Here is a 21,317-nt window from a genome sequence, read left to right as displayed (position 1 = left end):
TTGTTGTTCATCGTGACATCTCGACCTTTGCTTCAATAAGATGCAACCCAGCCTCGAGCACCAGGTTGGCCACGTAGTAGATCACCGCCACGGCGATGTAGAACTCAAAGGGGCTGTACGTTTCGCTGACTGCCAGTTGGGCGCTGTAGACCAGTTCGGCGATACCAATGATCGATACCAGCGACGTGTCTTTGAGCAAGACAATGAGGTTGTTCCCAAGCGGCGCAATGGTTTTTCTGAGCGCCTGCGGAACGATGATGTAGCGCTGGGTCATTGCCTTGCTCAGGCCAATCGAGCGCGCGCCTTCTATCTGGCCAGGGTCAACTGCCTCGATCCCCGACTTGATCACATCAGCGTTGTACACCGCAAAGTGCAGGCTCAGCCCGATGATTCCGGCAGCCAGCGCCGGAATATCGATTCCCACCTGAACCAACCCGTAGTAGATCAAATACAGTTGCAGCAACAAGGGCGTGCCCATCAACAGCCAGGTGACGAAACGCACAGGCAATGCCATGGCCCTGGGCGCATACAAGTCGATCAGGGCAAACAGCACGCCCACCACCACGCTGATGACACTGGAACAGAGAAACATGACAACCGTCCACCACAGGCCGGTCGCCAGCATTTCATAGTAAGGCGTGATGACACTCAGGTTTAATCCTTCCACGGGTACTCCTCACTTGGTCGCGTATCGCCGGTCCAGTACTTCCACCAAGTACTTGACCGAGTAGACCATGACGATATAAAGCAACGCCGACACCATGAATATCTCGAACGGTTTGTAAGTTGAGCTGATGAAGCGCTGCGCGGTATATGTCAGTTCAACAACCGAAATGGCCGACACCAGGGCAGAGCCCTTTATCAGGCCAATGGCATTGACGCCAAGCGGCCTGATCATGAGTTTCAGTGCTTGTGGAATGATGATGAACAACAGCGTCTGCCTGCGGCTGAAACCAATTGACCGTGCGCCCTCCTCCTGGCCAGGGTCGACGTTGTCGATAGCACCTCTGATGGACTCGGACATATACGCAGCGATATTCATGCCTAAGCCGATCACCGCAGCAGAGAATGGCTCCAGCTCTATGCCTATCTGTGGCCCGCCAAAGTAGATAATGAACAACTGCACGAGGCAGGGCGTACCGCGAAATACGCTGACGTAAATCTTGGCTGCCCATCGCAGGATAATGACTGGCGATAACCTGCCTGCCACGAGAATGATTGCCAGGCCCAAACCCAGTAATAATGAAAGTAATGAAATTTGCACAGTTACCCAAGCGGCTTCCATGAAAAACGGGTAGGTACGGAGGATCAATGACAGGTCCATAAAAACCACTCACAAAGTTCAGCCAACCTGGCCCAACCTGTCGGCCAGGCCACTGCAGGTGTGCATCAGCGGATGTCGCTACCCACCCATCTCATGGAGATTTCTTTATAAGTGCCATCGGCCAGGATCTCGTCCAGGGCCTTCTGCAACTGGGCCTTGAGTTCAGGGTTGTTCCTGCGGATGGCAATGCCGAGGCCTTCACGGCCACCCTGCTCGTCGGGCAGGTTGATGATGCGCACTTTCTGACCGGTTTCCTTTACCGCAACCATGACCGGAATGCTGTCCATCACTACCGCATCGATACGCCCGGCATCCAGGTCGACCAGCATTTCCGGCAACCCTTTATAGGTGCGCACTTTAAGATTGCCGCGAGCACGCGCCCATTTGTCATGCGAGTCGCCCAAGGTAACGCCAACGGTGACGTCCTTGAGGTCATCCAGCCCCTTGATCGGAGAGCCTTCCTTTACACCGATGGTACGGCCTGCATGGTAATAAGGCCCCACGAAATCAACGGCTTTCAGCCGCTCGGGAGTAATGGTCATCGAAGCGATGACGGCGTCATACTTTTTGGCTAACAGCCCGGCAATAATGCCGTCGAAGGGGGTGGTGATGATTTTTATCTTTACACCCAAGCGCTGGGCGAGTGCTTCACCAATGGAGGCGTCGAAACCCACAATTTCATTCTTTTCGTTGGCGAAACTGAAGGGAGCGTACTGGCCGCTCATGGCCACGCGCAGTGTTTTTGATTCTTGAACTGTCTGCAAGTCATCGGCCTGCGCCACGCCCTGAGAGAACAATGCAATTACTGCCACTGCGCTGGATGCAAGTAGCATCCTGGTTTTTCTTACCCACATCGAGGCACTCCTTGGAAGTTTGTATTTCTTATTGTCTGGGGCGCTGATGGCCCCTCCTTCACAAAGAGCTTTGCACACGGACACCTTGAAATCACCCTGCAATGTGCGTGTTCGGGTGGCACATTGCCGGGATCGACCGACATAATGTCGGCGCTACTTCGACCGGTTTCAAAACTGGAGTAGTGTCTTGCAATGCACCAAAAACTAGCAAGTATTCGGCTGGCGTGCCTCCTGCACTTCACTGGGGCATCCGGCCATTTACCGGTGAACAGGCAGGAGTGCCAGCATTGCGCGAATTAGACATCAAAGATCGGGAAATCCTCGAGATACTTTCCAAGGAAGCACGCGTGGCACTCAAAGCGCTGGCGGCAAGAATCGGCCTGTCGCGAAGTGCTACCAGCGAGCGGGTTTTGCAGCTGGAGCGTAGCGGGGTCATTCGCGGCTACCGTGCCGACATTGGTGAAATCGATGCCAATGTAATACGGGCGATTATCCTGGTAGCACTGAAACGTACACCAGCACTCGGGCTGCTGGACCTGCTGGCACAAAACGCCCAGGTGAAACGGGTTTCATCGGTCAGCGGGCAACTCGACCTGGTGGTCGAAGTAGAGGCGAGGACGATCGATGACTTGAACCGGGTACGAGACGCTGTGGCGTGCCATGACTCTGTAGACGACATCACTACGGCGGTGGTGCTACGGCGCGATATTGACCGCCAAAAAGCCTGAGCACACGACAAAGGGCGTGCCCCTCGGCACGCCCTCCTGCCCAGCCGATAGGCTATTTCAGCGCTGCGATGAAGCTGTCTTTCAGCACCTCGAGCAGGAAATCGGCATTGGCCCGGCTGAAAATCATTGAAGGCCGCATTTTCAACACATTGTCATGCGGGCCCTCGGTGCCGATCAACACGCCGCGCTCCCTGGCGCCGTCGGCTACTTTCCTGGCCAAGGCCGTGGCCGGCACCTTCGACTGACGGTCAGTGACCAGCACAATGCCGAGGAACAGGCCCAGGCCGCGCACATCACCAATCACATCAAATTGCTGCTGCAGCTTGCGGAAACCATCGAGCAGGTAATTGCCAACGCTCAAGGCATTTTCCTTCAACTGGTCGCGCTCGATCGCATCGAGCACTGCCAGGCCTACCGCGCACGACACGGGGTTGCCGGCGAAGGTATTGAAATACTCCATGCCGTTGTTGAAGGCATCGGCAACCTCGCGCGTGGTCACGACCGCCGACATCGGGTGGCCGTTACCGATCGGCTTGCCCATGGTGACAGCATCCGGCACTACGCCCTGAGTCTCGAATGCCCACCAGTGGCTGCCCACACGGCCAAACCCGACCTGTACCTCATCGGCCAGGCACAGCCCACCTTCGGCGCGCACCATGGCGTATACCTCCTGCAGGTAGTGTTCGGGCAGGAACACCTGCCCCGCCACGCTGGGAATCGACTCGGCAAGGAAAAAAGCGGGCTTCTTGCCTGCCTTGCGCATGGCATCCAGTTGCTCTGCTACCGACTCGGCAAAGCGCTTGCCGTGCTCTTCCACTGGCCAATGCTCGGGCGCGTAGTAGCTGTCCGGGACCACCGCCTCGTAAACATGCGCCGCCCTGCCTTTGCCGGCCTTGCGCTTGTACTTGTATGGGCTCAGGTCGATGAGCTCCTGGGTGGTGCCGTGGTAGGCCCAGTCCAGCACGATTGCCTGGTCACTGCCTGTGTAGTTGCGCGCCATGCGCAGCATCAAACTGTTGGCTTCACTGCCCGAACAACCAAAGGACGCGACGCAAAGCCCCTCTGGCAAGGTGCCGGTCAGGCGTTCGGCATATTCGACAATGTTGTCATGAAGGTAGCGGGTATTGGTGTTCAGTCGCGCAGCCTGACGGGTCAAGGCTTCGACCACATCGGGATGGCTATGGCCCAGGTGGCAGACGTTATTGAAGCAGTCCAGGTAGGCCCGCCCGAAGTTGTCGATCAGCCATACGCCATCGCCACGCACGAACTTGATCGGGTCAGTGTACGAAATTGACAGGTTCGGTAGCAGCAACTCCTTGCGCTTGGCAATGATCTGGGCCTTGGTCATGCCCTGCTGGTCGTAGGTCTCTGGCGGAATGCCGGCCAACATCGAGGCATCAGGGAACAAGTCAGCCCACACGTCACGGTACTCTGGCTCACCAACGCCAATGACCTCGCTCGCGGTCAGCTGGGTATCGGTGGCCATCTGCAGATGCAGGTGGGGGATCCAGCCGCCATTTTCATGGTCGGTGCCCATGTAACCGACCAGGTCGCCAGCCTCTAGCTTGTCACCGGCTTTCAAGCGGCCGAGCGCCTCATGGGCCATGTGCCCCCACAAGGTCAGAAATGGCGGGCAACCTGCCGGTGCGTGCTCGATCATCACCAGGCCACCATACCCAAGCGGGTCTGGTTCTACCTCGACGCTTCTGACGGTGCCGGTGACCGGTGCGTACAAAGGCGTACCCGCCGGCATCACCAGGTCGACCCCCACATGCAAGGTGCGACGCTGGCCCTTGATGAAACGGGACTCGAAAGCACTGTCGGTATAGATAGTACGCAACTCGCCCCATGGCCCGATGGCCAGCGGCACCTTGTGCGCGGCAGAGAACGCGTCCCACCAGCGGGTCGCATCCGCAGGACGTTGCTCGGCCGAAGCGATGGTCATTTCGTGGCTGGCGTCGCCAAACGGCGCGATCACTTTGTTGAGGATGGCGGCTGAAGGGCGCACCAGGTCGGCGAACGCTTTGTGGTTATCCGCAATCCAGCGGCGGATTTCCCCGGCACCGTCGATGGCATCGAAACCACAGGCCTTGCGCAGGATGCCGGTGGCCAGCCGTGGGTTCATCGCATCAAGCTGTTCCAGCAGGCGCCAGGCAGGTGCTTCACTGATCGCCAGGTAGGGATTGTCGCCTGCCTGATCGTGCCGCGAAGCAGAAAACGTCACGCTGATGACCAGGCGCATGGCAATCAGGTTGAACAGCACATCAAGCTCTTGCGCTTGCAGCGGGTACTTTTCATGGAAGCCGGCCACCAGCGCAGCAGCAGCGCCGATCGGGTCGTCCATGTCGAGAATGGCGTAAGCGCTGGCGATCGCGACTTCGGCAATCAGCACGCTATGCACTGCGTCGCCAAAGTCGATGAAGCCAGTTACGTTGCTGGTGGATTCGGCATCGACCAGAATGTTCCAGTCGTTGGCGTCGTTGTGGATCACCTGGGCGCGAAGTGAAGCCAGCCTGGGCTGGACAGTCTGCTCGAACTGGGTGATGAAACGTTCGGCAATGGCCCGCCGCTCGGGGCTCTTGATGCAGTGCAGGCGTGATCGAGCGCGCGCCGCATGGCACAGGTCCCAGTCCAGTTCACGAACGGCGCCCGGGTGCATGAAGCCCTGCAGGGCGCGGTCAAGCTCACCGAGTGCCTGGCCGAAGTTTCTCATCAGCGCAAAGGAGCGCCTGGCCTCGGCGAGCGGCGTGCCGGCCAACCAGCTGACCAGGCGCACCGCGTGCTGTTCACCTGTGGCGCTGGTCACCGTCGGTAGGTAATCGCCCGCCACGCTGGCCCGCAGGTGAGGCACGCCCAAGTGCGCGCCATGCACGGCCAGGTGATCGAGCAGCGCGGTTTGAAACTCGCTTTCTACCCTGGGCTCGCTGGCATTGACGATTTTCAGGATCCAGCCTGCATCCATGCCCGTCTTCAGCCGGTAGTTGCAATCACGCTCCCCGTCCAGGGGCGTTGCAATGCCGGTGACATTGAAGAAATCTTTTGCAAGGCCCTCTGCATCGCTTGCCGAAAACCGAGGTGCCGGGTGGGAAAGGTCTGTCATATCATCACGTTCCGAGCGAGCAAATTGTTTTTTCAATAGCTTGTCATGCACCACCGAAACCGACACCCTGCATACGGTCGGGATCGACAGGCATTATGCCGGTTCCGGCCGGCATAAAGACGGCGAGCTTATTGGGTGGTGCAATGCGTGACCTGGACGCAAAAGATCGTGAGATTCTTGAAGTACTTTCGAAAGATGCGCGTATTGCGCTGAAGGCGTTGGCCGGCCGCATAGGCCTTTCCAGAAGCGCCACTACCGAGCGCGTCGCCAACCTTGAGCGCAGCGGGATCATCCGTGGCTATCGGGCGGACATCGGCGAAATAGACGCCAACGTGATAAGGGCGATCTTGCTGGTGACGTTGCAGCGCACACCTGCCATGGGGCTGCTCGACCAGCTGGCAACGGACGCGCGCGTGCGGCGGGTTTCATCGGTGAGCGGCCAGCTTGACCTGGTGGTTGAAGTGGAGACACGGACAATCGACGACCTCAACCAGGTACGCGACAATGTGGCACGTCACGAATCAGTGGATGACATTACCACTTCGGTGGTCCTGCGCCGGGATATCGACCGTCAGGGCGCCTGACACCCTGACGGATCGTCAACCGCTGTTTGTCACCCAACGCAAACATACCCGCCAGCCCTGGCGGCGCGCCGCATCGGTGTACCCCACGTCCACCTCGCCTGCGCAACGCTGAACAATGGTCCGTACAATCGACAGCCCCAGGCCGGAGCCTTCCCCCACCGAGCCAGTGCCGCGATAGAACGGGTCGAACACGCGCTCCCACTCTTGCGGGTCAATGCCCGGGCCATCGTCGCTGACACTGAGCGTGACTTGGCCGACGCCCTGCTCCACACGCAGGTCGACATGGCCCGCCACAGGGGCATGGCGAATGGCGTTCTCGACCAGGTTGCTGATCACGGTCCTCAACTCGACTTCGCGTATGGGCAAGCGTGCATCGTCACCTTCCAGGCCAATGTCGAGCTGCTTCTGCTCGGCCAAGGGCATCAGATCTTCCAGCACCCGACGGCAGACTTCATGCAGGGATACCGCAGGTGTCGGCAGCGCGCCGAGCTGGGCGCTCGCCAATGCCAACAGTTGCTCGATGAGCTTGCGGCTTCTGGCGATACCGAGCCGCAGTTGGGCCACTTGGGCCTGGGCGCGGGCCGTCATTGCTTCGGGTTCAAGGCCTTCCACCTGCAGTGAAAGGGCTGTAAGGGGGGTGCGCAGTTCATGGGCTGCATCGGCGACAAAGCGCTTCTGGCTCTCCAGGGTGCGGGCAACACGCGCCAGCAGCCGGTTGATTGCCTGGATGAAAGGGCGTATTTCGATAGCCAGCATACGCTCATCAATCGGCCGCAGGTCCTGATCATCACGGCGGTCGAGCATTGCCGCCAAACTCGCGACAGGCCTGAACAGCTCGCGAATCAGGTTGGCCACCACCACCAGCAAAATGGCAAAGAGGATGGCGAATGGCAGCAATGCACGCCATGCGCTATCGCGGGCATCGCGATTGCGGCTGTCAATTTCCTGCGCAACGGCAAAACGCTTGCCGGAAGAATCGGTGTTCACCAGCACACGGAAAGGTTCGTTTCCGACATTTATGGTAGACAAGCCATTGGCCACGGCGCCCGGAATGGGCAACGGCAACAAGCTGTCATCAGCATGGCTGACGGCCTGTCCATCAGCCAGATACTGGATGACGATGCGGGTTTCTTCATCGTCGCCTGGGACAGAATGCTCGTTGGCTGGGTAATGAAATGCCAAACCTTGGCGCATGTACAACGCCGCAACCTGGCGCAGGCTGTTGTCCTGCAGCTCAAGCGCCTCATCGAAGGCCGAGAGGTAGCTGAATACCCCACTCATTGTCGCAACCAGTAGTATCGCCAGGGACAACCCTAGCGACAGGCGGAGCTGCAGGGACTGGTTCAGGCGCCTTTTGAGACCATCCATCCCAACCCCCTGATATTGCGAATCACATCCTTGCCCAGCTTGCGGCGCAAGGCATGGATGAGAAACTCCACCGCGTTGCTTTCGACCTCGTTCCCCCACCCGTAAAGCCGGTCCTCCAGTTCGGCCCGCGACAAGATCGCCCCCGGGCGGATCAGTAATGCCTGAAGCAAGGCGAACTCTCGGTTGGAAAGCTGAACAGGCGGCTGAGCCATCACCCTGGCGCATTTGCTGACAAGGTCCAGGCTGACCGTGCCGTTGCCCAGTTCAGGGGTCGCGCGCCCGCCTTTGCGCCGCATGACGGCGCGCATCCTGGCAAGCAATTCGGCCATTTCAAAGGGCTTTTGCAAGAAATCATCCGCCCCGCCATCCAGCCCGCGCACGCGGTCATCAAGCTCCGCGCGCGCGGTAATGATCAGCAGGGGAACGGGGTTGTCGGCGGCACGCAGCTGTTGCAGCAATTGCAGCCCATCTTGTCCGGGCAACCCCAGGTCGAGCAGCACCTGGTCGTAGGCCTGCGTGCGCAAGGCCGCCTCTGCGGTCGGGCCATCGGCTACCCAGTCCACCGCGTAACCCGCTGTTGCCAGCGCGTCCTGCAGTGCCTGGGCAATCATGCAGTCATCTTCGACCAGTAACACCCGCATTGCCTTCCCCAAAATGAGCACGTGATGGAACAATAGCCGAGTGCACGGTGACTGATTGTTCCTCGCTTCAACCTTGTCGTGGCCTTTGCAGGTTGTCGAAAGCTTTCAACAGGGCATCCATTGCCGCTTTGCAGTCATCCTGCTGCGGCTGGCCTGCACGCAGTGCATCGAGTGCCCGATCGATAGCCTTGTCCAGTACATGCCAGTCGCTGGCCGCGCGTGGCTTGATCCCGGCCTCGGCGTCGTCCCAGCTTTTTTCCAGGTCTTTGATGCGGGCCTTGGCAGCCGGCAAGTCCTGGGCATCGACCTTGGCCGCCACATCCTCGGCAATGGCCCGGAATGGGCTGAGGTCGCCCAGCTTGGTCGCTGCTTGGGCGCCCGCAGGTGCCTGCTGTGTTTGTTGTTGATCCGGTTTGGAACAACCTTGGGTTAGCAGCACGCCAAACGTGCAGGCGATTGCCAACGTCGCTATGCGTAAACGATGCGAAATCATGGGTAACTACCTTTTTGATCAACGGGCGAGTCGTTTGGACTGTTCGGCGCTGAACTGGGCAACGCCGACCAGGATGAAGATGACGCAAAGAAACAGTGCACTGGTCCAGGTGGCCCCCATGCCGAGGCCGCCATATGCGTGCGATTGAGTCAGCAGGTCGCCCAGGGAAGCACCAAGTGGTCGAGTCAGAATGTAAGCCACCCAGAACACCAGCACCGTACTGGCGCCCAGTCGCCAGGCGAGCACGCAAACGGCGATCAATACGGCAAAGATCACCACGCCGATATCAAAGCCAAGCCCCAACGCTTCGGTAGCCAGGTCACCGCCAGCAGTGCCTAGCGCGAAAGTACAAAGCACGGTGGTCCAATAGAAAAGCTCGCGCCTTGCGGTAACGATCTCGCGTATCGACAGGTTGCGCTCCAGCACGTACCAGATCGCAAAGTTGGCAGCCAGCAACACCGAGAAAAACGCTGTGCTGGCGTAAAGGCTGATGTCCAGCTCGTCGGTCAGGATGTCGGTGATCTGGGTGCCCAGAATGCTCACCAGCACCACGCACAGCCAGTAAATCCAGGGTTCACAGTGGCGCTTGCGCAACTGCAAGGCCAACGCACCCGCCAGCAGCACGGCCATCACCGCACTGGTGATGGCCAGCCCCCAGCCTACGTCGACGGCGAGAAAGTCGGCGAATGTTTCGCCCACCGTGGTGGACATGATCTTGATGATCCAGAAGGACAGCGTCACTTCCGGTACTTTGTTGAGCCAAGTGCTGCTCGGCGCATTCATCGAGTAACCTCCTCAGGTTCCAAAGGGGTATCCGAGTGCGAGGTTACCGTTGAACACTTAGATCAGGCTGAGCGCCTCAGTCATCGCGTATGTGCCGCTCCCTGCGCTCTTGCCGCTCCTTGGCCTCAATGCTCAGCGTCGCTGTTGGCCGCAGCAGCAAGCGTTTCAGGCCGATGGGCTCGCCAGTGTCCTTGCACCACCCGTATTCGCCCCAGCAAGGCGCTGCAGGGCTTCGTCGATCTTGTCCAGCAGCTTCTTTTCCCGCTCGAGCAGGCGCAACTGCCATTGCCGTTGCTCCTCCACAGTGCCCAGGTCGGAAGGGTCACTGCTTGGCTCGAATGTGCGCATGAGTTCGAACTCGCTGGAGATTCGCGCTTGTAACACTGTGCGCTGCGACAGCAGCAGGTCACGGAAGAATGCCTGCTGCGAGGCATCCATGTAGGCCTGTGCAGGCATGCGAAGCAGCTCTTGTTCGTTCATCGCTATCACTCTTGCGTCAGGTTCAAAAGGGTCAGTGCCGCTGTGCATTGAATGCCAGAGGCAACCCTTGACAGTGTTCGTTCAACACAACGCCGAAAGTGTATGCAGCACCAGCGGCAACCCCAGATGCTGCTGGCGATTTTCTCGATGCGTGCGCAGGTAACCCGGACGTCTGCATCGAAAACCTTGCCTTCGTTCACCAAGCGGGCATTCCTGACAAGGATTCGGCTCATGCAGGAGCTTCCTTTTGGTTCCTGCCCACCACGAGGTGTTCGCACTTGAGGGACATGATCTGAAACTTGTCTCGATAATGTTATGTTATAACACATTATCTCATCCCGGCATGAACATGCCACCCATCCCTTTTGAACCTTATGTGAGCAAGCCCCCATGAGCGCTACGCCTACCGCAGCCCAGAACATTGAACCCTATGCCGACACCGAACTGGCCTGCCTGGCGGGTGCCAAGGCGGCGCTTTATCGGTGGGCTGCAACGGTAGCCACGCGTGACGTGGACCAGGTGCTGGCACTGTATGCGCCAGACGCCATTCTGGTGCCGACCTTGTCCAACCAGGTGCGCGATTGTGATGACAGCCGACGCAACTACTTCGACAACTTCCTGGCCAATGATGGGCTGGTGTGTGACGTTCAGGTGTTCAAGAAGCGCGTCAGCCGCAAGCTCGGCACCGTGGTGGTCGGCGGGCTCTACACCTTCGTCTACCGCAATGGCGGTGAGCAGCACGTGGTGCCGGCAAGGTTTTTGTTCACCTTTGAACGCATTGATGGGCAATGGCTGATCACAGGCCATCACTCATCGGTCGAGGCTTGAGTCCATTTCATTCGCAGTACTCGATCAATCTCGCCAACCAGTTGCCGTGTGGCCGCCTCGATCGTCCCTTCATTGCGGCACAGCACCCAGCCGTGCGCTGCAACCGCCCGCTCGAACGCCTCGGTACAGGCCACCTGCTCATCCAGGTTGTGGATCACCGTGCTGCCCAGCCCGCGCGTGCGGGCCGCAGCCCTTGCCCATGAAGTTTCTGGGGCGGTGACAACCCCGACATGCAAATCTGGCACTTGCACGCTTCGTTCAAGGTTCAGGCGCAAGATATGGTCAAACGGCACAGTGCGGCGGAACGCAGCGTCAGAGGGGTACCAGCGATCAATCAGGATGATGCTGTCAGCTGGCTGCCTAGGCAGTACATGTCGGGAAATCCACGCACGGCTTTCAGCAAAGCGTTCGCACACCCTGAACTCCAGGTCCTGGCAAGGGCTTCTGGCGAGCTGGTTGACCAGGGCCATGGTTTCGCGCCGGTAGGGGTCGTTGTTTCTTTCGCAAAGACGAATCACCTTTTTTCCTTCCACCCTCAGGGCCTGGGTAACGGCTTCCAGCAGCGTGGTCTTGCCGGTGCCCTTGGGGCCATCGATGGAAACAAATAGCGGGCGGTTCATCTTTCAATACCTGTTGGCTCAGGCGCGGGATGAGACCACCGATCACCGCCTGCATACAAGCAATTATCGAAAGGAGAACATCTGTACTCCCCAGGTATACGCACTTCCCCAAATATCAACCTTGAGCCTGCCAGCCCACTTGTTCGAGGGCCATCAGTAAGCGTGCCCCCTCAAGGCCAGGCACCTCTCGCCCATCTCCTGCCAGCATCGACCTGCCTGCCAGGATCGCGTTGACAATGGCTTCCTCCACGGCCTCGGCCGCCGCGGCGAACAGCGGCGAAATATGGTCGTTGTTGACCATCGCCACTTGCGCGGTCACCGGCAGATCGCGGCGGTTGTAATCGGCAGGCGCCAGCCCGGTGTTCCCCGTCGAGAAGGCCAGGAAGATGTCGCCACTGGAGTCATCGGTGCCGCCCCCGGTGCGGGCAATGCCCAGCGCAGCACGTTGCGCCAGGCGTTGACATTGATGTGGCAGCAACGGTGCATCGGTGGCCAATACCACCACGATCGAGCCCATGCCAGGGGTGTCCTGCTGGTCAAATGGCGAAGGGAGGCCAAGCAACACCCGGCCCACGGGATAGCCATCCACCCGCAGCTCCCGACGCTGGCCATGATTGGCCTGAACGAAGGCGCCCACCGTCCAGCCACCCTGCTCTGCCAGCAACACCCGTGACGCCGTACCAATCCCGCCTTTGAACTCATGGCAGATCATCCCGGTGCCGCCGCCTACGGCACCCTCGGCCACCGGCCCGCTGCATGCTGCCCCCAGCGCTTGCTGAACCAGGTCCGCGTTGACATGCTGGCCCCAGATGTCGTTCAACACGCCGTCGTAGGTCTCCATCACCACCGGCATGCACCAGTAGGTCGATGCGTCCGCCAGGGTCGCATGCTCGTGGGCGATCAGCGCGTCGCGCACCACCCCAACGCTGTGCGTGTTGGTGGTGGCAATGGCGGTCGTCAACAGGCCCGCTTCACGAATCCACTCCAGGCCTGTGGCATCGCCATTGCCGTTCAATACATGGCAGCCGGCAAAACAAGGCTGATGGCGCGCCGGGCCTTCGCGGGGCTCGATGACACTGACACCGGTACGCACAGGTTTTCCGTCATGGGTCGTGTTCAGGGTGGCGTGGCCAACCCGTACACCCGGTACATCGGTGATTGCGTTGTACGGGCCTGGTTGACCAAGGCCCAGCGTGATACCGAAGTCGCGTGCTCGCATCATGTCTCTCGCTCAAAGTTTCTGAAACGCCGGGCTCAACCTGCCATATGTGCCATACAGCAACATGGAGGTAAGCAGAAGCCCGACAATGATGAAGATGTCCCGGGCCGAAGCCGCACTCAGCAGGGTCGTCAGCAGGTAACCGGCACCGGTCACGGCAGCCAGTGCCGGCAACGGCCACAGCGGCATACGGTACGGGTGCTCGCGATCACGGCGCAGTACCCGGCTGAACAGTGCGCACAACCCCACGACCAGGTACACACAGAGGATCAGCAGTACGGTGAAAGACGTGAGTTCTGCCAGGTTGGAGCTGAAGGTCAGGGCCGTGGAAGGCACGGCAAGGAACAGCGTGGCCAACCACGGCGACTCCCACTTGGGATGAATGCGGGTGAATGTACGGTTCAGGGCCGGCATCCACAACGCATCCCGCCCGCTGCTGTAGATCACCCGCCCACTCTGGATCACCAGGGCGATGATGGCGTTGAACACCGACAGGAAAATCCCGCCACTCACCAGGCGCGACAGCGTTTCGTTGCCATGCGCCGTCAGCAGGTAGCCAATCGGGTCCGGGCTGGCCAGCATCGCCTCCAGCGAGGGCGCGCCGATCAGCAGTGCCAGCAGCGGGATCACTTCGATGGCCACCACCAGCACCAGTGACCACAGCACCGCCTTGGGGATGCCACGCCCGCCGCACTTCATGTCTTCTGCCAGCAACACTGCGCCGCCAAAACCATTGAAGGAAAACAACGCCGTGCCGACCGCACCAATCACCAGCGCCCAGGGTGCCGCATGCAGTATCCCGTTATCGAGCACCAGTGGGCTGACCAGGCTGGTGAGCGGTTGCTGGGCATGGCCGAAGCCCAGCACCACGATCACCATCAGCGCCGCTACCTCAAGCAACAGGCAGATGCCGGTAACCCATGCGTTCAACTTTATATTGAGGATACCCAGCAGATACCCCAGGGCGACAATCACCAGGGCCACCGCCTGCCCATCAAGCTGGGAGCCCAGCGCCGCATTCAAGTACGTGGCAGCCCCGGTTGCCAGTACCGGTGGAATGAACACCAGCATCGCCAGCACGGTAAGAAAGGTGGCGTAACCGGCCATGCCGCCAAATACCCGTTTGGCAAACACGTACTCTCCCCCGGCAGCACTGTGGGCGCGCCCCAGTTCGGCATAGCAAAGTGCAAACATCAGCGCCAGCACGCCACCGAGCATGAAGGCCCAGATCACCCCGGTACCTGCCTGGGCGATGGCAAATGGCGCGATGACGAAGACCGAGCTGGCGGGGGTGACCGAAGATACGGTGATGGCGACGACATCAGCGACGCTCAGCGTCGGTTTCAGTTTCGAGAGGGGTGCACTACAGGACGTCATTTGTTCATCCTCACGTTGTTGTTAGTGTCAGGAGGCAGAACCAGGAAACGAAACATGGCGAGCTCGACGGCCCGCTTGATGGGGATGAAATCTATGCGCCAGCGCCCAGTCGGACAATTCCCACTAAGGGGTACCCCCGGTTGACAGCTGTGGCAAAGCGAGCGCCAATGCCCTACCGCTTTCAAGGACGCCGTCGTGGACATTCTCTTTCATGAAGTTGCCGCTCATACCGCGTTGGCCAGAGCGATCGAGCAGATTGGCAGCCCGCGCTTCTGGCGCCAGCTGATCCTGGTGCTACGCCACTGGGTGCCGTTCGACAACGCACTGGCGATTCACTTCGCGGCCCATGGCGCGCCCCAGGTGCTTGAGGAATACGACGCCGCGCCAGCGCCGGCCGCAGGTGAGCTGTACCTGGACGGCCTGTACCTGCTGGACCCTTTCTACCAGGCCGCCCGCGAAGGCTTGGCCAGTGGTTGCTACCACCTGGAAGAAGTGGCCCCGGACCATTTCTGGCAAACGGACTATTACCAGAACTACTTCCAGGACCATGTGCTGGTGGACGAAATCCAGTTTCTGTTGCAGTTGCCGGACGGGGTGTTGTCACTGTCGCTGGGCATGCGCCGCGCTTTCGATGCAACGGAACTGGGCAAGTTCAACCTGGTCAGTGCCTGGGTGCTGGCCCTGCTTCAGCAGCACTGGGCGCGTAGCGACATCTCGGTGCCCGTGCGGCCACCGGTTGGCGATGCCTTGGCCAGGTTTGCCCAAGGCCTGTTGTCCGAGCGCGAGCTGGAAATTGCCCGCCTGATACTGCGCGGCTACTCGTCGAAGGCGATGGCGCAACGGCTGGGGATCTCGCCGGAGACCATCAAGGTGCACCGGCGCCACCTGTACGCGAAGCTGAACATCTCATCCCACCCGGAACTGTTTTCGATGTTCATCCGTGAGCTGGGGTTCACCGATGAACGCGCGGAGCCTACATCACCTTGAGTCAACCCAGCTGGGCCTGAAGAAACAGCGAAAACAACTCCGATTGCGACTTGATCCCCAGCTTGCTGTACATATGCTTGCGGTGCACCTTTACGGTTTCGACAGAGATTTCCAGCTTGCGCGCAATCTCCTTGCTCGAACAGCCGCTGAGCATCAGCCGGCCCACTTCCAGCTCACGTCCGGTCAGCGGCGACTGCATCTGCTCGACCTTTTCCTCCATGCGGCTTTGCCAGTGCGGCGCAGGCTTGGTGGCCGCCTCCAACAACTCTCGCTCGAAAGCCATGCGCTGGCGCATCAGGCCAGACACCCAAGGCCGCAACAGTTCCAGCAGGGTGACCTGTTCAAGGGTGAAACGGCGTTTGCAGCCAAGTGAAAGGCAAAGCGTACGTTGCGCATCCAGTTGCACGTTGAACTGAATTTCATCCGCTACCACGTTGAGGCGAAAGTAGCGCTGGTAGTAATCGGTCTGCTCGAAGCACTCGGGGGCGACGTCCGCCAGCCGCACCAGGCCAGATGCCGCAGCTTCGCGGCTGGCCACATAGAAGGGGTCCAGCAGGTACAGGCCGTTCAAGTAATCCTGGAACAGCGGATCAGGGTTGCCGTCCTCGCTGGGGCATTCGGCAAACACCTGCGGTTGCCCCGCCGAAAACAGCAGCGCGACCCAACTGTCGCAGGGCACGTATTCGTTCAACAGCCGCACCAGGGCAGGCCAGAAATGCGCTTTATCGAGCGTTTCGATCAGTTGGCCCACCGCTCGGTGCCAGGCAATGTCGTGCAGCGTAAAATTCATCCTCTACCCCTGCAGGGTTACCACGTGGGCGTAATACCCCAAGCGTGATCACCACCCCATAATCCGGGCTAGCTTACGCTGACCGAACCTTTACCGGGGTCGTTTTTTACGCCCCATGCCGCTTGCGCATGGTGGTTGAAGCAGACAGTCGAGGAATCCACATGAAGGTCGAACTTGTGCAACTGGCCGGTCGCGATGGCGACACCGCACACAATTTGCAGCGTACCATCGAGGCAATCAACAACTGCCACGCAGGTACCGACCTGCTGGTGTTTCCCGAAACCCAGCTGACAGGCTTCCCTACCGAAGACAACATTGGCCAGGTCGCCGAAGCGCTCGATGGCCCGAGCATCACGGCCATTCAGCAGGCAGCCTGTGCGCGGGATGTTGCTGTAGTGGTGGGCATGGCCGAAGCCGCCGTCGACGGCAACTTCTACAACACCACCGTGCTGGTCACGCCGGAGGGCGTCGCCCTCAGCTACCGCAAGACCCACCTGTGGGCATCAGACTCCGGCGTGTTCACCCCAGGGGATCGCTATGCCACCACCCTGTTCAAAGGCGTGCGTGTCGGTTTGCTGATCTGCTTCGACATCGAATTCCCCGAATCCGCCCGCGCCCTGGGCCAGCTCGGCGCCGAGCTGATCATCGTCACCAACGGCAACATGGACCCGTATGGCCCAACTCACAAAACCGCCATCAGCGCGCGTGCCATGGAAAACCAGGCCTTCGCGGTCATGGTCAACCGGGTCGGTGACGGTGATGGCGGCCTGGTCTTTGCCGGTGGCAGTGCCGTGGTCGACCCCTACGGCCAGTTGCTATGCGAAGCGGGCCGTGGCGAGTGCCGCATGACCGTCGAGCTGGCCATGGAGCAACTGCAACAAGCACGGCGCGACTACAGCTACATCGCCCAGCGCCGTATTCGCCTGCCAGGTGAACTGCTCGAGCATGAAAACGGCCTGCGCGAATTGATCATCCCCTCCTGATACTCCGCCATTCAAGCCCCCTCACGGGCAAGCAAGGCCGCCAAGGACGGCAGCACGTTCGACTCTGAATAACAATCACAAGCTGGAGCAAGCAGTAATGGCCACACTCAAGCGAACACTTTCGCTGGGTTCGGTGGTGCTTTTCGGCATCGCCTACATGACCCCGATCATCGTCCTTGGTACCTTTGGCATTCTGGCGGATACCACCGCAGGGATGGTGCCCGCAGCCTACCTTGCGGCCGCCATCGCCATGCTGTTCACCGCCTTGAGCTATGGCAACATGGCGCGCGCCTTCCCGGTTGCCGGGTCCGCCTATACCTACGTACGCAAGTCGATCAGCCCGCAACTGGGCTTCATCACCGGTTGGGCGGTGCTGCTCGACTACCTGTTCCTGCCCATGGCGATCTGGCTGATTGGTGCCGCCTACCTGCACTCGGCTTTCCCCAGTGTGCCGCAGGCCATCTGGGTTCTGGCGTTCATCGCTGTGACCACCACCATCAATGTGATTGGCCTGCGCCTGGCGAAAACCGTAAACGGCCTGCTGATGCTCATTCAGCTTCTGGTGCTGGCGGCGTTTGTCGCCCTCGCCGTGCACTACGTGTGGGGTGATCCCACGGTACCGCTATGGACCCTCGAGCCCTTCTACAAGGAAGGTGCCCAGTTGCCGCTGATCATGAGCGGTGCCGCGATCGCCTGTTACTCCTTCCTCGGCTTCGATGCCGTCAGTACCCTGACTGAAGAGACCAAGGAGCCACGCAAGAACATCCCAAGGGCCATCCTGCTGATCACCCTGATTGGCGGCGGTCTGTTCATCGCCTGCAGCTACTTCGTGCAGCTGGCCCACCCGTCTACCGACTTCATCAACGCAGATGCGGCAGCCTATGAAATCGCCCAGAACATCGGCGGCGACCTGTTCGTGAGCGTTTTCCTGCTGGGGCTGATCGTTGGCCAGTTCACCTCTGGCCTGTCGGCTCAAGCCAGCGCCTCCCGGCTGCTGTATGCAATGGGCCGTGACGGTGTGTTGCCCAAGTCGTTCTTTGGCAAGCTGAGCGAGCGCTTCAGCACACCAGTGCCCAGTATCATCCTGTGCGGGGTCGTCGCCCTGCTCGCCTTGCGCATGGATGTGACCACGTCCACTTCGTTCATCAACTTCGGCGCCTTCCTGGCCTTCAGCCTGGTCAACCTGGCGGTCATCTTCCATTACTGGCTGGCCATGGGGCAACGCGGCGGCACAGCCGTACTTCTATACCTGGCATTCCCACTGGTGGGCTTGGTGTCCAACGTGTGGCTGATGGCAAGCCTGGATCACCTGGCAATCTACCTGGGGCTGGGATGGTTGTGCCTGGGCATGCTTTACCTGACCGCAATTACCCGCGGTTTCAGCAAGCAGCCACCCGAGATGCATTTCGAAGAAGCGTAGTGAATCACGTAACAGGTAAGGGGCCGGAGCATGCAAACCTCTCGGCCTTGCTTGCAAGCGCGCTTTCACCTGCCGTGCCCAAATGCGGCAATGCCTGCTAGTCTGACGGACGATGGAGGCCGTGCTGGCTGCCTCCCCTTTAGCCACAGGCACCGGCCAATGACCTTCAACCCCCAAGTAAACCTGACCAACTGCGACCGCGAGCCCATCCAGACGCCCGGCAGCATCCAACCCCACGGCTGCCTGCTGGCCTGTGATGCATCGGCGACCGTGGTCCTGCGCCATTCAGTCAACGCCCCGGATGTGCTTGGCATAACAGGCGATATCAACGGCCAGAAGCTGCAAGCGGTGCTAGGGGACGAGGTAGCCCACACCTTGCGCAACGCGTTGGCCCGTACTCGCGAAGCCTCGCGCCCTGCACTCAGCTTCAGCGTTAGGCTGCCTAACGGCCAGGCTTTCGATGTCGCCGCCCACCTGTTCAAAGGCACTGCGATCCTGGAGTTCGAACCGGCCGGCGCCAGCATCGCCGAGCCTATTGAGCTGGCGCGAACCCTGATTGCCCAGCTGCGCGAAATCGAACAAACCAGCAAATTGTTCCGCGACGCCGCCCGCTTTGTCCGAGCAGTGCTTGGCTATGACCGGGTGATGATCTACCAGCTAGGCACCGACGGTGCCGGCAAGGTGGTCGCAGAGGCCAGGCGCAGCGACCTCGAAAGCTTCATGGGCCAGTACTTTCCCGCGTCCGACATCCCGCAGCAGGCCCGTGCGCTTTATCTGCGCAACCCGATCCGGGTCATTTCCGACGCCCAGTTCAAAACGGTGGCCATCGAGCCTGTCCTCGATCCGTCAGGCGAACCGCTCGACCTGTCCTACGCGCACCTGCGCAGCGTGTCGCCGATCCATTGCGAGTACCTGTGCAACATGGGCGTGGGCGCCTCGATGTCGATATCGGTGATCGTCAACGGCGAACTGTGGGGGATGATCGCCTGCCACCACTATGCACCCCGCACCCTGGCCATGGGGCAGCGGGTAGCCGCAGAGATGTTCGGCGAGTTCTTCTCCCTGCACATCGAGACCTTGCGCAGCCGGCAGAAGCTCGAAGCTGCCGTGCAGGTTCACAAAGCGCTGGACAGCATGCTGCGCGACGCCAACCAGACCGCTGACATCGATTCGTTCTTCCACGCACGCCTGCCACGGTTGATGTCGCTGATCCCCTGCGATGGCATCGGCATGTCGCTACAAGGCCGCTGGTCAACCGTCGGCCTGGTGCCGCCTAAAACGGCCGTCCCCGATTTGCTGCGCCTGGCAGACATGGTCAGCGAAGGCCGGACCTGGGCGTCCAACCGTCTGTCGATGGTATTACCTTCAGCCCAGGCATACTTTACCGAAGTATCGGGCGTCCTGATCATCCCGATGTCGCAGCAGCCGAGGGATTACCTGATCTTCTTCCGCAAGGAGGTGGTCGAGACGCTCGACTGGGCCGGGGACCCGAACAAGACCTACGACAGCGGCTTGCTGGGCGACCGCCTGACACCCCGCAAAAGCTTTGCCATCTGGAAAGAAACCGTTCACCAGCAGTCGCTGCCCTGGACCGAACAGGACCGCCAGTTTGGCGACTCCATCCGTACCGCCATCGTCGAAGTGGTGCTGTACAACAGCGAACTACTGGCCAGCGAGCGCACGAAGGCGGAAGTGCGCCAGCGCATCCTCAACGAAGAACTCAATCATCGGGTCAAGAACATTCTGTCGTTGATCGGCGCTCTGGTTGCCCACCCGACCTCGGAAAGCCAGACACTGCAGGACTACGTGGCGACACTGAAGGGGCGCATCCAGGCGTTGTCTCTCGCTCACGATCAAGTGGTACGTGGTGATGGTGGCGGGCGACTGGCCAAGCTGCTGGAGGCAGAGCTTTCACCCTACCGCACCGCCGCTGGGGTGATCGAGCTGCAGGGCCCGAATGTTACCCTTGATGCCCGCGCCTATTCGGTCATGGCTTTGGTGCTGCACGAGCTGGCAACCAATGCCGCCAAATACGGCGCGCTGTCGCGGGCTGGCGGCAAGCTTGCAGTGAGCTGGGCCATCGACGCTACCAACGCCTGCGCCATCAGTTGGCGTGAAAGCGGCGGGCCAACGGTTCGGCCACCTACCCGCAATGGCTTTGGCTCGGTGCTGATCGACCGCAGTATCCCGTTCGACCTTGGCGGCACGAGCGCGGTGGAGTATCACGCCGAAGGCCTGCAAGGGTTGTTCAAGATTCCTGCAATGCACCTTTCCGTGGCCGAGGCTGCCGAACCCGCGAGCCTGGCTGCGCCCATCGCACGTGCCAAGGATATCTTCGCAGCGCAAACAGGGCTGAGTGTGCTGATCCTCGAAGACCAGCTGGTGATCGCGATTGGCCTGGAACAGATTCTCAACGATGCGCAGATCAAGGACGTGATCACCGCCAGCTCCGAAGATGAAGCCTTGCGCTTGATTGCCAGTCGCACACCGGATGCCGCGATATTGGATGTCAACCTGGGCACTGGCACATCCATTTCTGTGGCCGATGAACTGGTGCGTCGGCAGATTCCGTTCCTGTTCGCCACCGGCTATGGCGACAGCATCAGCATTCCCGAGCACCTGCAGCACGTGCCCGTCACACGCAAGCCCTATGACGCCAATGCCATTCTGGCCAGCGTGAAACGGTTGCTCGATCTGGGCTGAATGGTTGTAGCAGCCTCGTGCTGCGAAAAGGCCCG

19 protein-coding genes and 1 pseudogene are annotated in these 21,317 nt (G+C 60.1%); 7 read left to right on the top strand and 13 right to left on the bottom strand.

Going from position 1 to position 21,317, the window contains the following annotated elements; genetic code table 11:
- Positions 1-7 precede the first annotated feature (7 nt).
- The 3 genes from AB5975_23075 to AB5975_23065 all read right to left on the bottom strand — a co-directional run bounded on the left by AB5975_23075 (position 8) and on the right by AB5975_23065 (position 2,178).
- Positions 8-667 (bottom strand): amino acid ABC transporter permease, encoded by a 660-nt coding sequence (locus AB5975_23075; protein ID XDR19381.1) that lies wholly within the window; start codon positions 665-667, stop codon positions 8-10.
- A gap of 9 nt (positions 668-676) precedes the next feature.
- Positions 677-1,324: an amino acid ABC transporter permease gene (locus AB5975_23070; protein ID XDR19380.1), complete on the bottom strand. Its 648-nt coding sequence runs from the start codon at positions 1,322-1,324 to the stop codon at positions 677-679.
- Positions 1,325-1,389: 65 nt separating this feature from the next.
- Complete coding sequence (locus AB5975_23065) at positions 1,390-2,178, bottom strand: ABC transporter substrate-binding protein (protein XDR19379.1); 789 nt, start codon at positions 2,176-2,178, stop codon at positions 1,390-1,392.
- Positions 2,179-2,465: 287 nt separating this feature from the next.
- Here AB5975_23065 and AB5975_23060 point away from each other — a divergent pair, with 287 nt between their 5' ends.
- A complete protein-coding gene (locus tag AB5975_23060; protein XDR19378.1) occupies positions 2,466-2,906 on the top strand; it encodes an Lrp/AsnC family transcriptional regulator in 441 nt (146 codons plus the stop codon).
- 52 nt (positions 2,907-2,958) lie between these two features.
- Here the strand turns inward: AB5975_23060 and AB5975_23055 are convergent, their stop codons facing one another.
- Positions 2,959-6,006, bottom strand: a complete 3,048-nt coding sequence (locus AB5975_23055) for an aminotransferase class III-fold pyridoxal phosphate-dependent enzyme (protein ID XDR19377.1) — start codon at positions 6,004-6,006, stop codon at positions 2,959-2,961.
- Between the two features lie 143 nt (positions 6,007-6,149).
- On the opposite strand from AB5975_23055, the gene AB5975_23050 reads away from it, so the two are divergent.
- Complete coding sequence (locus AB5975_23050) at positions 6,150-6,590, top strand: Lrp/AsnC family transcriptional regulator (GenBank protein XDR19376.1); 441 nt, start codon at positions 6,150-6,152, stop codon at positions 6,588-6,590.
- Positions 6,591-6,605: 15 nt separating this feature from the next.
- Here the strand turns inward: AB5975_23050 and AB5975_23045 are convergent, their stop codons facing one another.
- The 5 genes and pseudogenes from AB5975_23045 to dksA all read right to left on the bottom strand — a co-directional run bounded on the left by AB5975_23045 (position 6,606) and on the right by dksA (position 10,355).
- Positions 6,606-7,871, bottom strand: coding sequence for a HAMP domain-containing sensor histidine kinase (locus AB5975_23045; GenBank protein XDR19375.1), 1,266 nt, complete (start codon positions 7,869-7,871; stop codon positions 6,606-6,608).
- A gap of 62 nt (positions 7,872-7,933) precedes the next feature.
- Positions 7,934-8,599 carry a response regulator gene (locus AB5975_23040; GenBank protein ID XDR19374.1) on the bottom strand — a complete coding sequence of 222 codons (666 nt, stop codon included), beginning with the start codon at positions 8,597-8,599 and terminating at the stop codon, positions 7,934-7,936.
- A gap of 67 nt (positions 8,600-8,666) precedes the next feature.
- Complete coding sequence (locus tag AB5975_23035; GenBank protein XDR19373.1) at positions 8,667-9,092, bottom strand: hypothetical protein; 426 nt, start codon at positions 9,090-9,092, stop codon at positions 8,667-8,669.
- 18 nt (positions 9,093-9,110) lie between these two features.
- The gene (locus tag AB5975_23030; protein XDR19372.1) at positions 9,111-9,875 is read right to left on the bottom strand and encodes a hypothetical protein; all 765 of its coding nucleotides are present in this window, start codon (positions 9,873-9,875) and stop codon (positions 9,111-9,113) included.
- A gap of 76 nt (positions 9,876-9,951) precedes the next feature.
- Positions 9,952-10,355 (bottom strand): annotated as a pseudogene (gene dksA / locus AB5975_23025) (RNA polymerase-binding protein DksA).
- 390 nt (positions 10,356-10,745) lie between these two features.
- On the opposite strand from dksA, the gene AB5975_23020 reads away from it, so the two are divergent.
- Positions 10,746-11,183 carry a DUF4440 domain-containing protein gene (locus tag AB5975_23020; protein XDR19371.1) on the top strand — a complete coding sequence of 146 codons (438 nt, stop codon included), beginning with the start codon at positions 10,746-10,748 and terminating at the stop codon, positions 11,181-11,183.
- Here the strand turns inward: AB5975_23020 and AB5975_23015 are convergent.
- The 3 genes from AB5975_23015 to AB5975_23005 form a co-directional block, all read right to left on the bottom strand.
- On the bottom strand, positions 11,162-11,803 hold the full coding sequence (locus tag AB5975_23015; GenBank protein XDR19370.1) for a dTMP kinase: 642 nt from the start codon (positions 11,801-11,803) through the stop codon (positions 11,162-11,164). The genes AB5975_23020 and AB5975_23015 overlap by 22 nt on opposite strands.
- Before the next feature lie 115 nt (positions 11,804-11,918).
- Positions 11,919-13,022, bottom strand: a complete 1,104-nt coding sequence (locus AB5975_23010; protein XDR23014.1) for a P1 family peptidase — start codon at positions 13,020-13,022, stop codon at positions 11,919-11,921.
- A 12-nt stretch (positions 13,023-13,034) separates the two neighbouring features.
- Positions 13,035-14,399, bottom strand: coding sequence for an APC family permease (locus tag AB5975_23005; GenBank protein ID XDR19369.1), 1,365 nt, complete (start codon positions 14,397-14,399; stop codon positions 13,035-13,037).
- 195 nt (positions 14,400-14,594) lie between these two features.
- Here AB5975_23005 and AB5975_23000 point away from each other — a divergent pair, with 195 nt between their 5' ends.
- The gene (locus AB5975_23000; protein ID XDR19368.1) at positions 14,595-15,386 is read left to right on the top strand and encodes a response regulator transcription factor; all 792 of its coding nucleotides are present in this window, start codon (positions 14,595-14,597) and stop codon (positions 15,384-15,386) included.
- 1 nt (position 15,387) lies between these two features.
- Here AB5975_23000 and AB5975_22995 read toward each other — a convergent pair whose 3' ends face one another.
- Entirely contained in the window at positions 15,388-16,176 is a 789-nt protein-coding gene (locus AB5975_22995) for a response regulator transcription factor (GenBank protein ID XDR19367.1), read from the bottom strand.
- Positions 16,177-16,337: 161 nt separating this feature from the next.
- Between AB5975_22995 and AB5975_22990 the strand changes: the two genes are divergently transcribed.
- The 3 genes from AB5975_22990 (at position 16,338) to AB5975_22980 (ending at position 21,282) form a co-directional block, all read left to right on the top strand.
- On the top strand, positions 16,338-17,159 hold the full coding sequence (locus AB5975_22990) for a carbon-nitrogen hydrolase family protein (protein ID XDR19366.1): 822 nt from the start codon (positions 16,338-16,340) through the stop codon (positions 17,157-17,159).
- A 97-nt stretch (positions 17,160-17,256) separates the two neighbouring features.
- Positions 17,257-18,579, top strand: a complete 1,323-nt coding sequence (locus AB5975_22985; GenBank protein XDR19365.1) for an APC family permease — start codon at positions 17,257-17,259, stop codon at positions 18,577-18,579.
- Positions 18,580-18,738: 159 nt separating this feature from the next.
- Positions 18,739-21,282, top strand: coding sequence for an HWE histidine kinase domain-containing protein (locus AB5975_22980; protein ID XDR19364.1), 2,544 nt, complete (start codon positions 18,739-18,741; stop codon positions 21,280-21,282).
- Positions 21,283-21,317: the final 35 nt, after the last annotated feature.

The organism is Pseudomonas putida, assembly GCA_041071465.1.
Taxonomy (GTDB): Bacteria; Pseudomonadota; Gammaproteobacteria; order Pseudomonadales; family Pseudomonadaceae; genus Aquipseudomonas; species Aquipseudomonas putida_P.
This window is presented reverse-complemented; position numbering and strand designations above follow the sequence as displayed.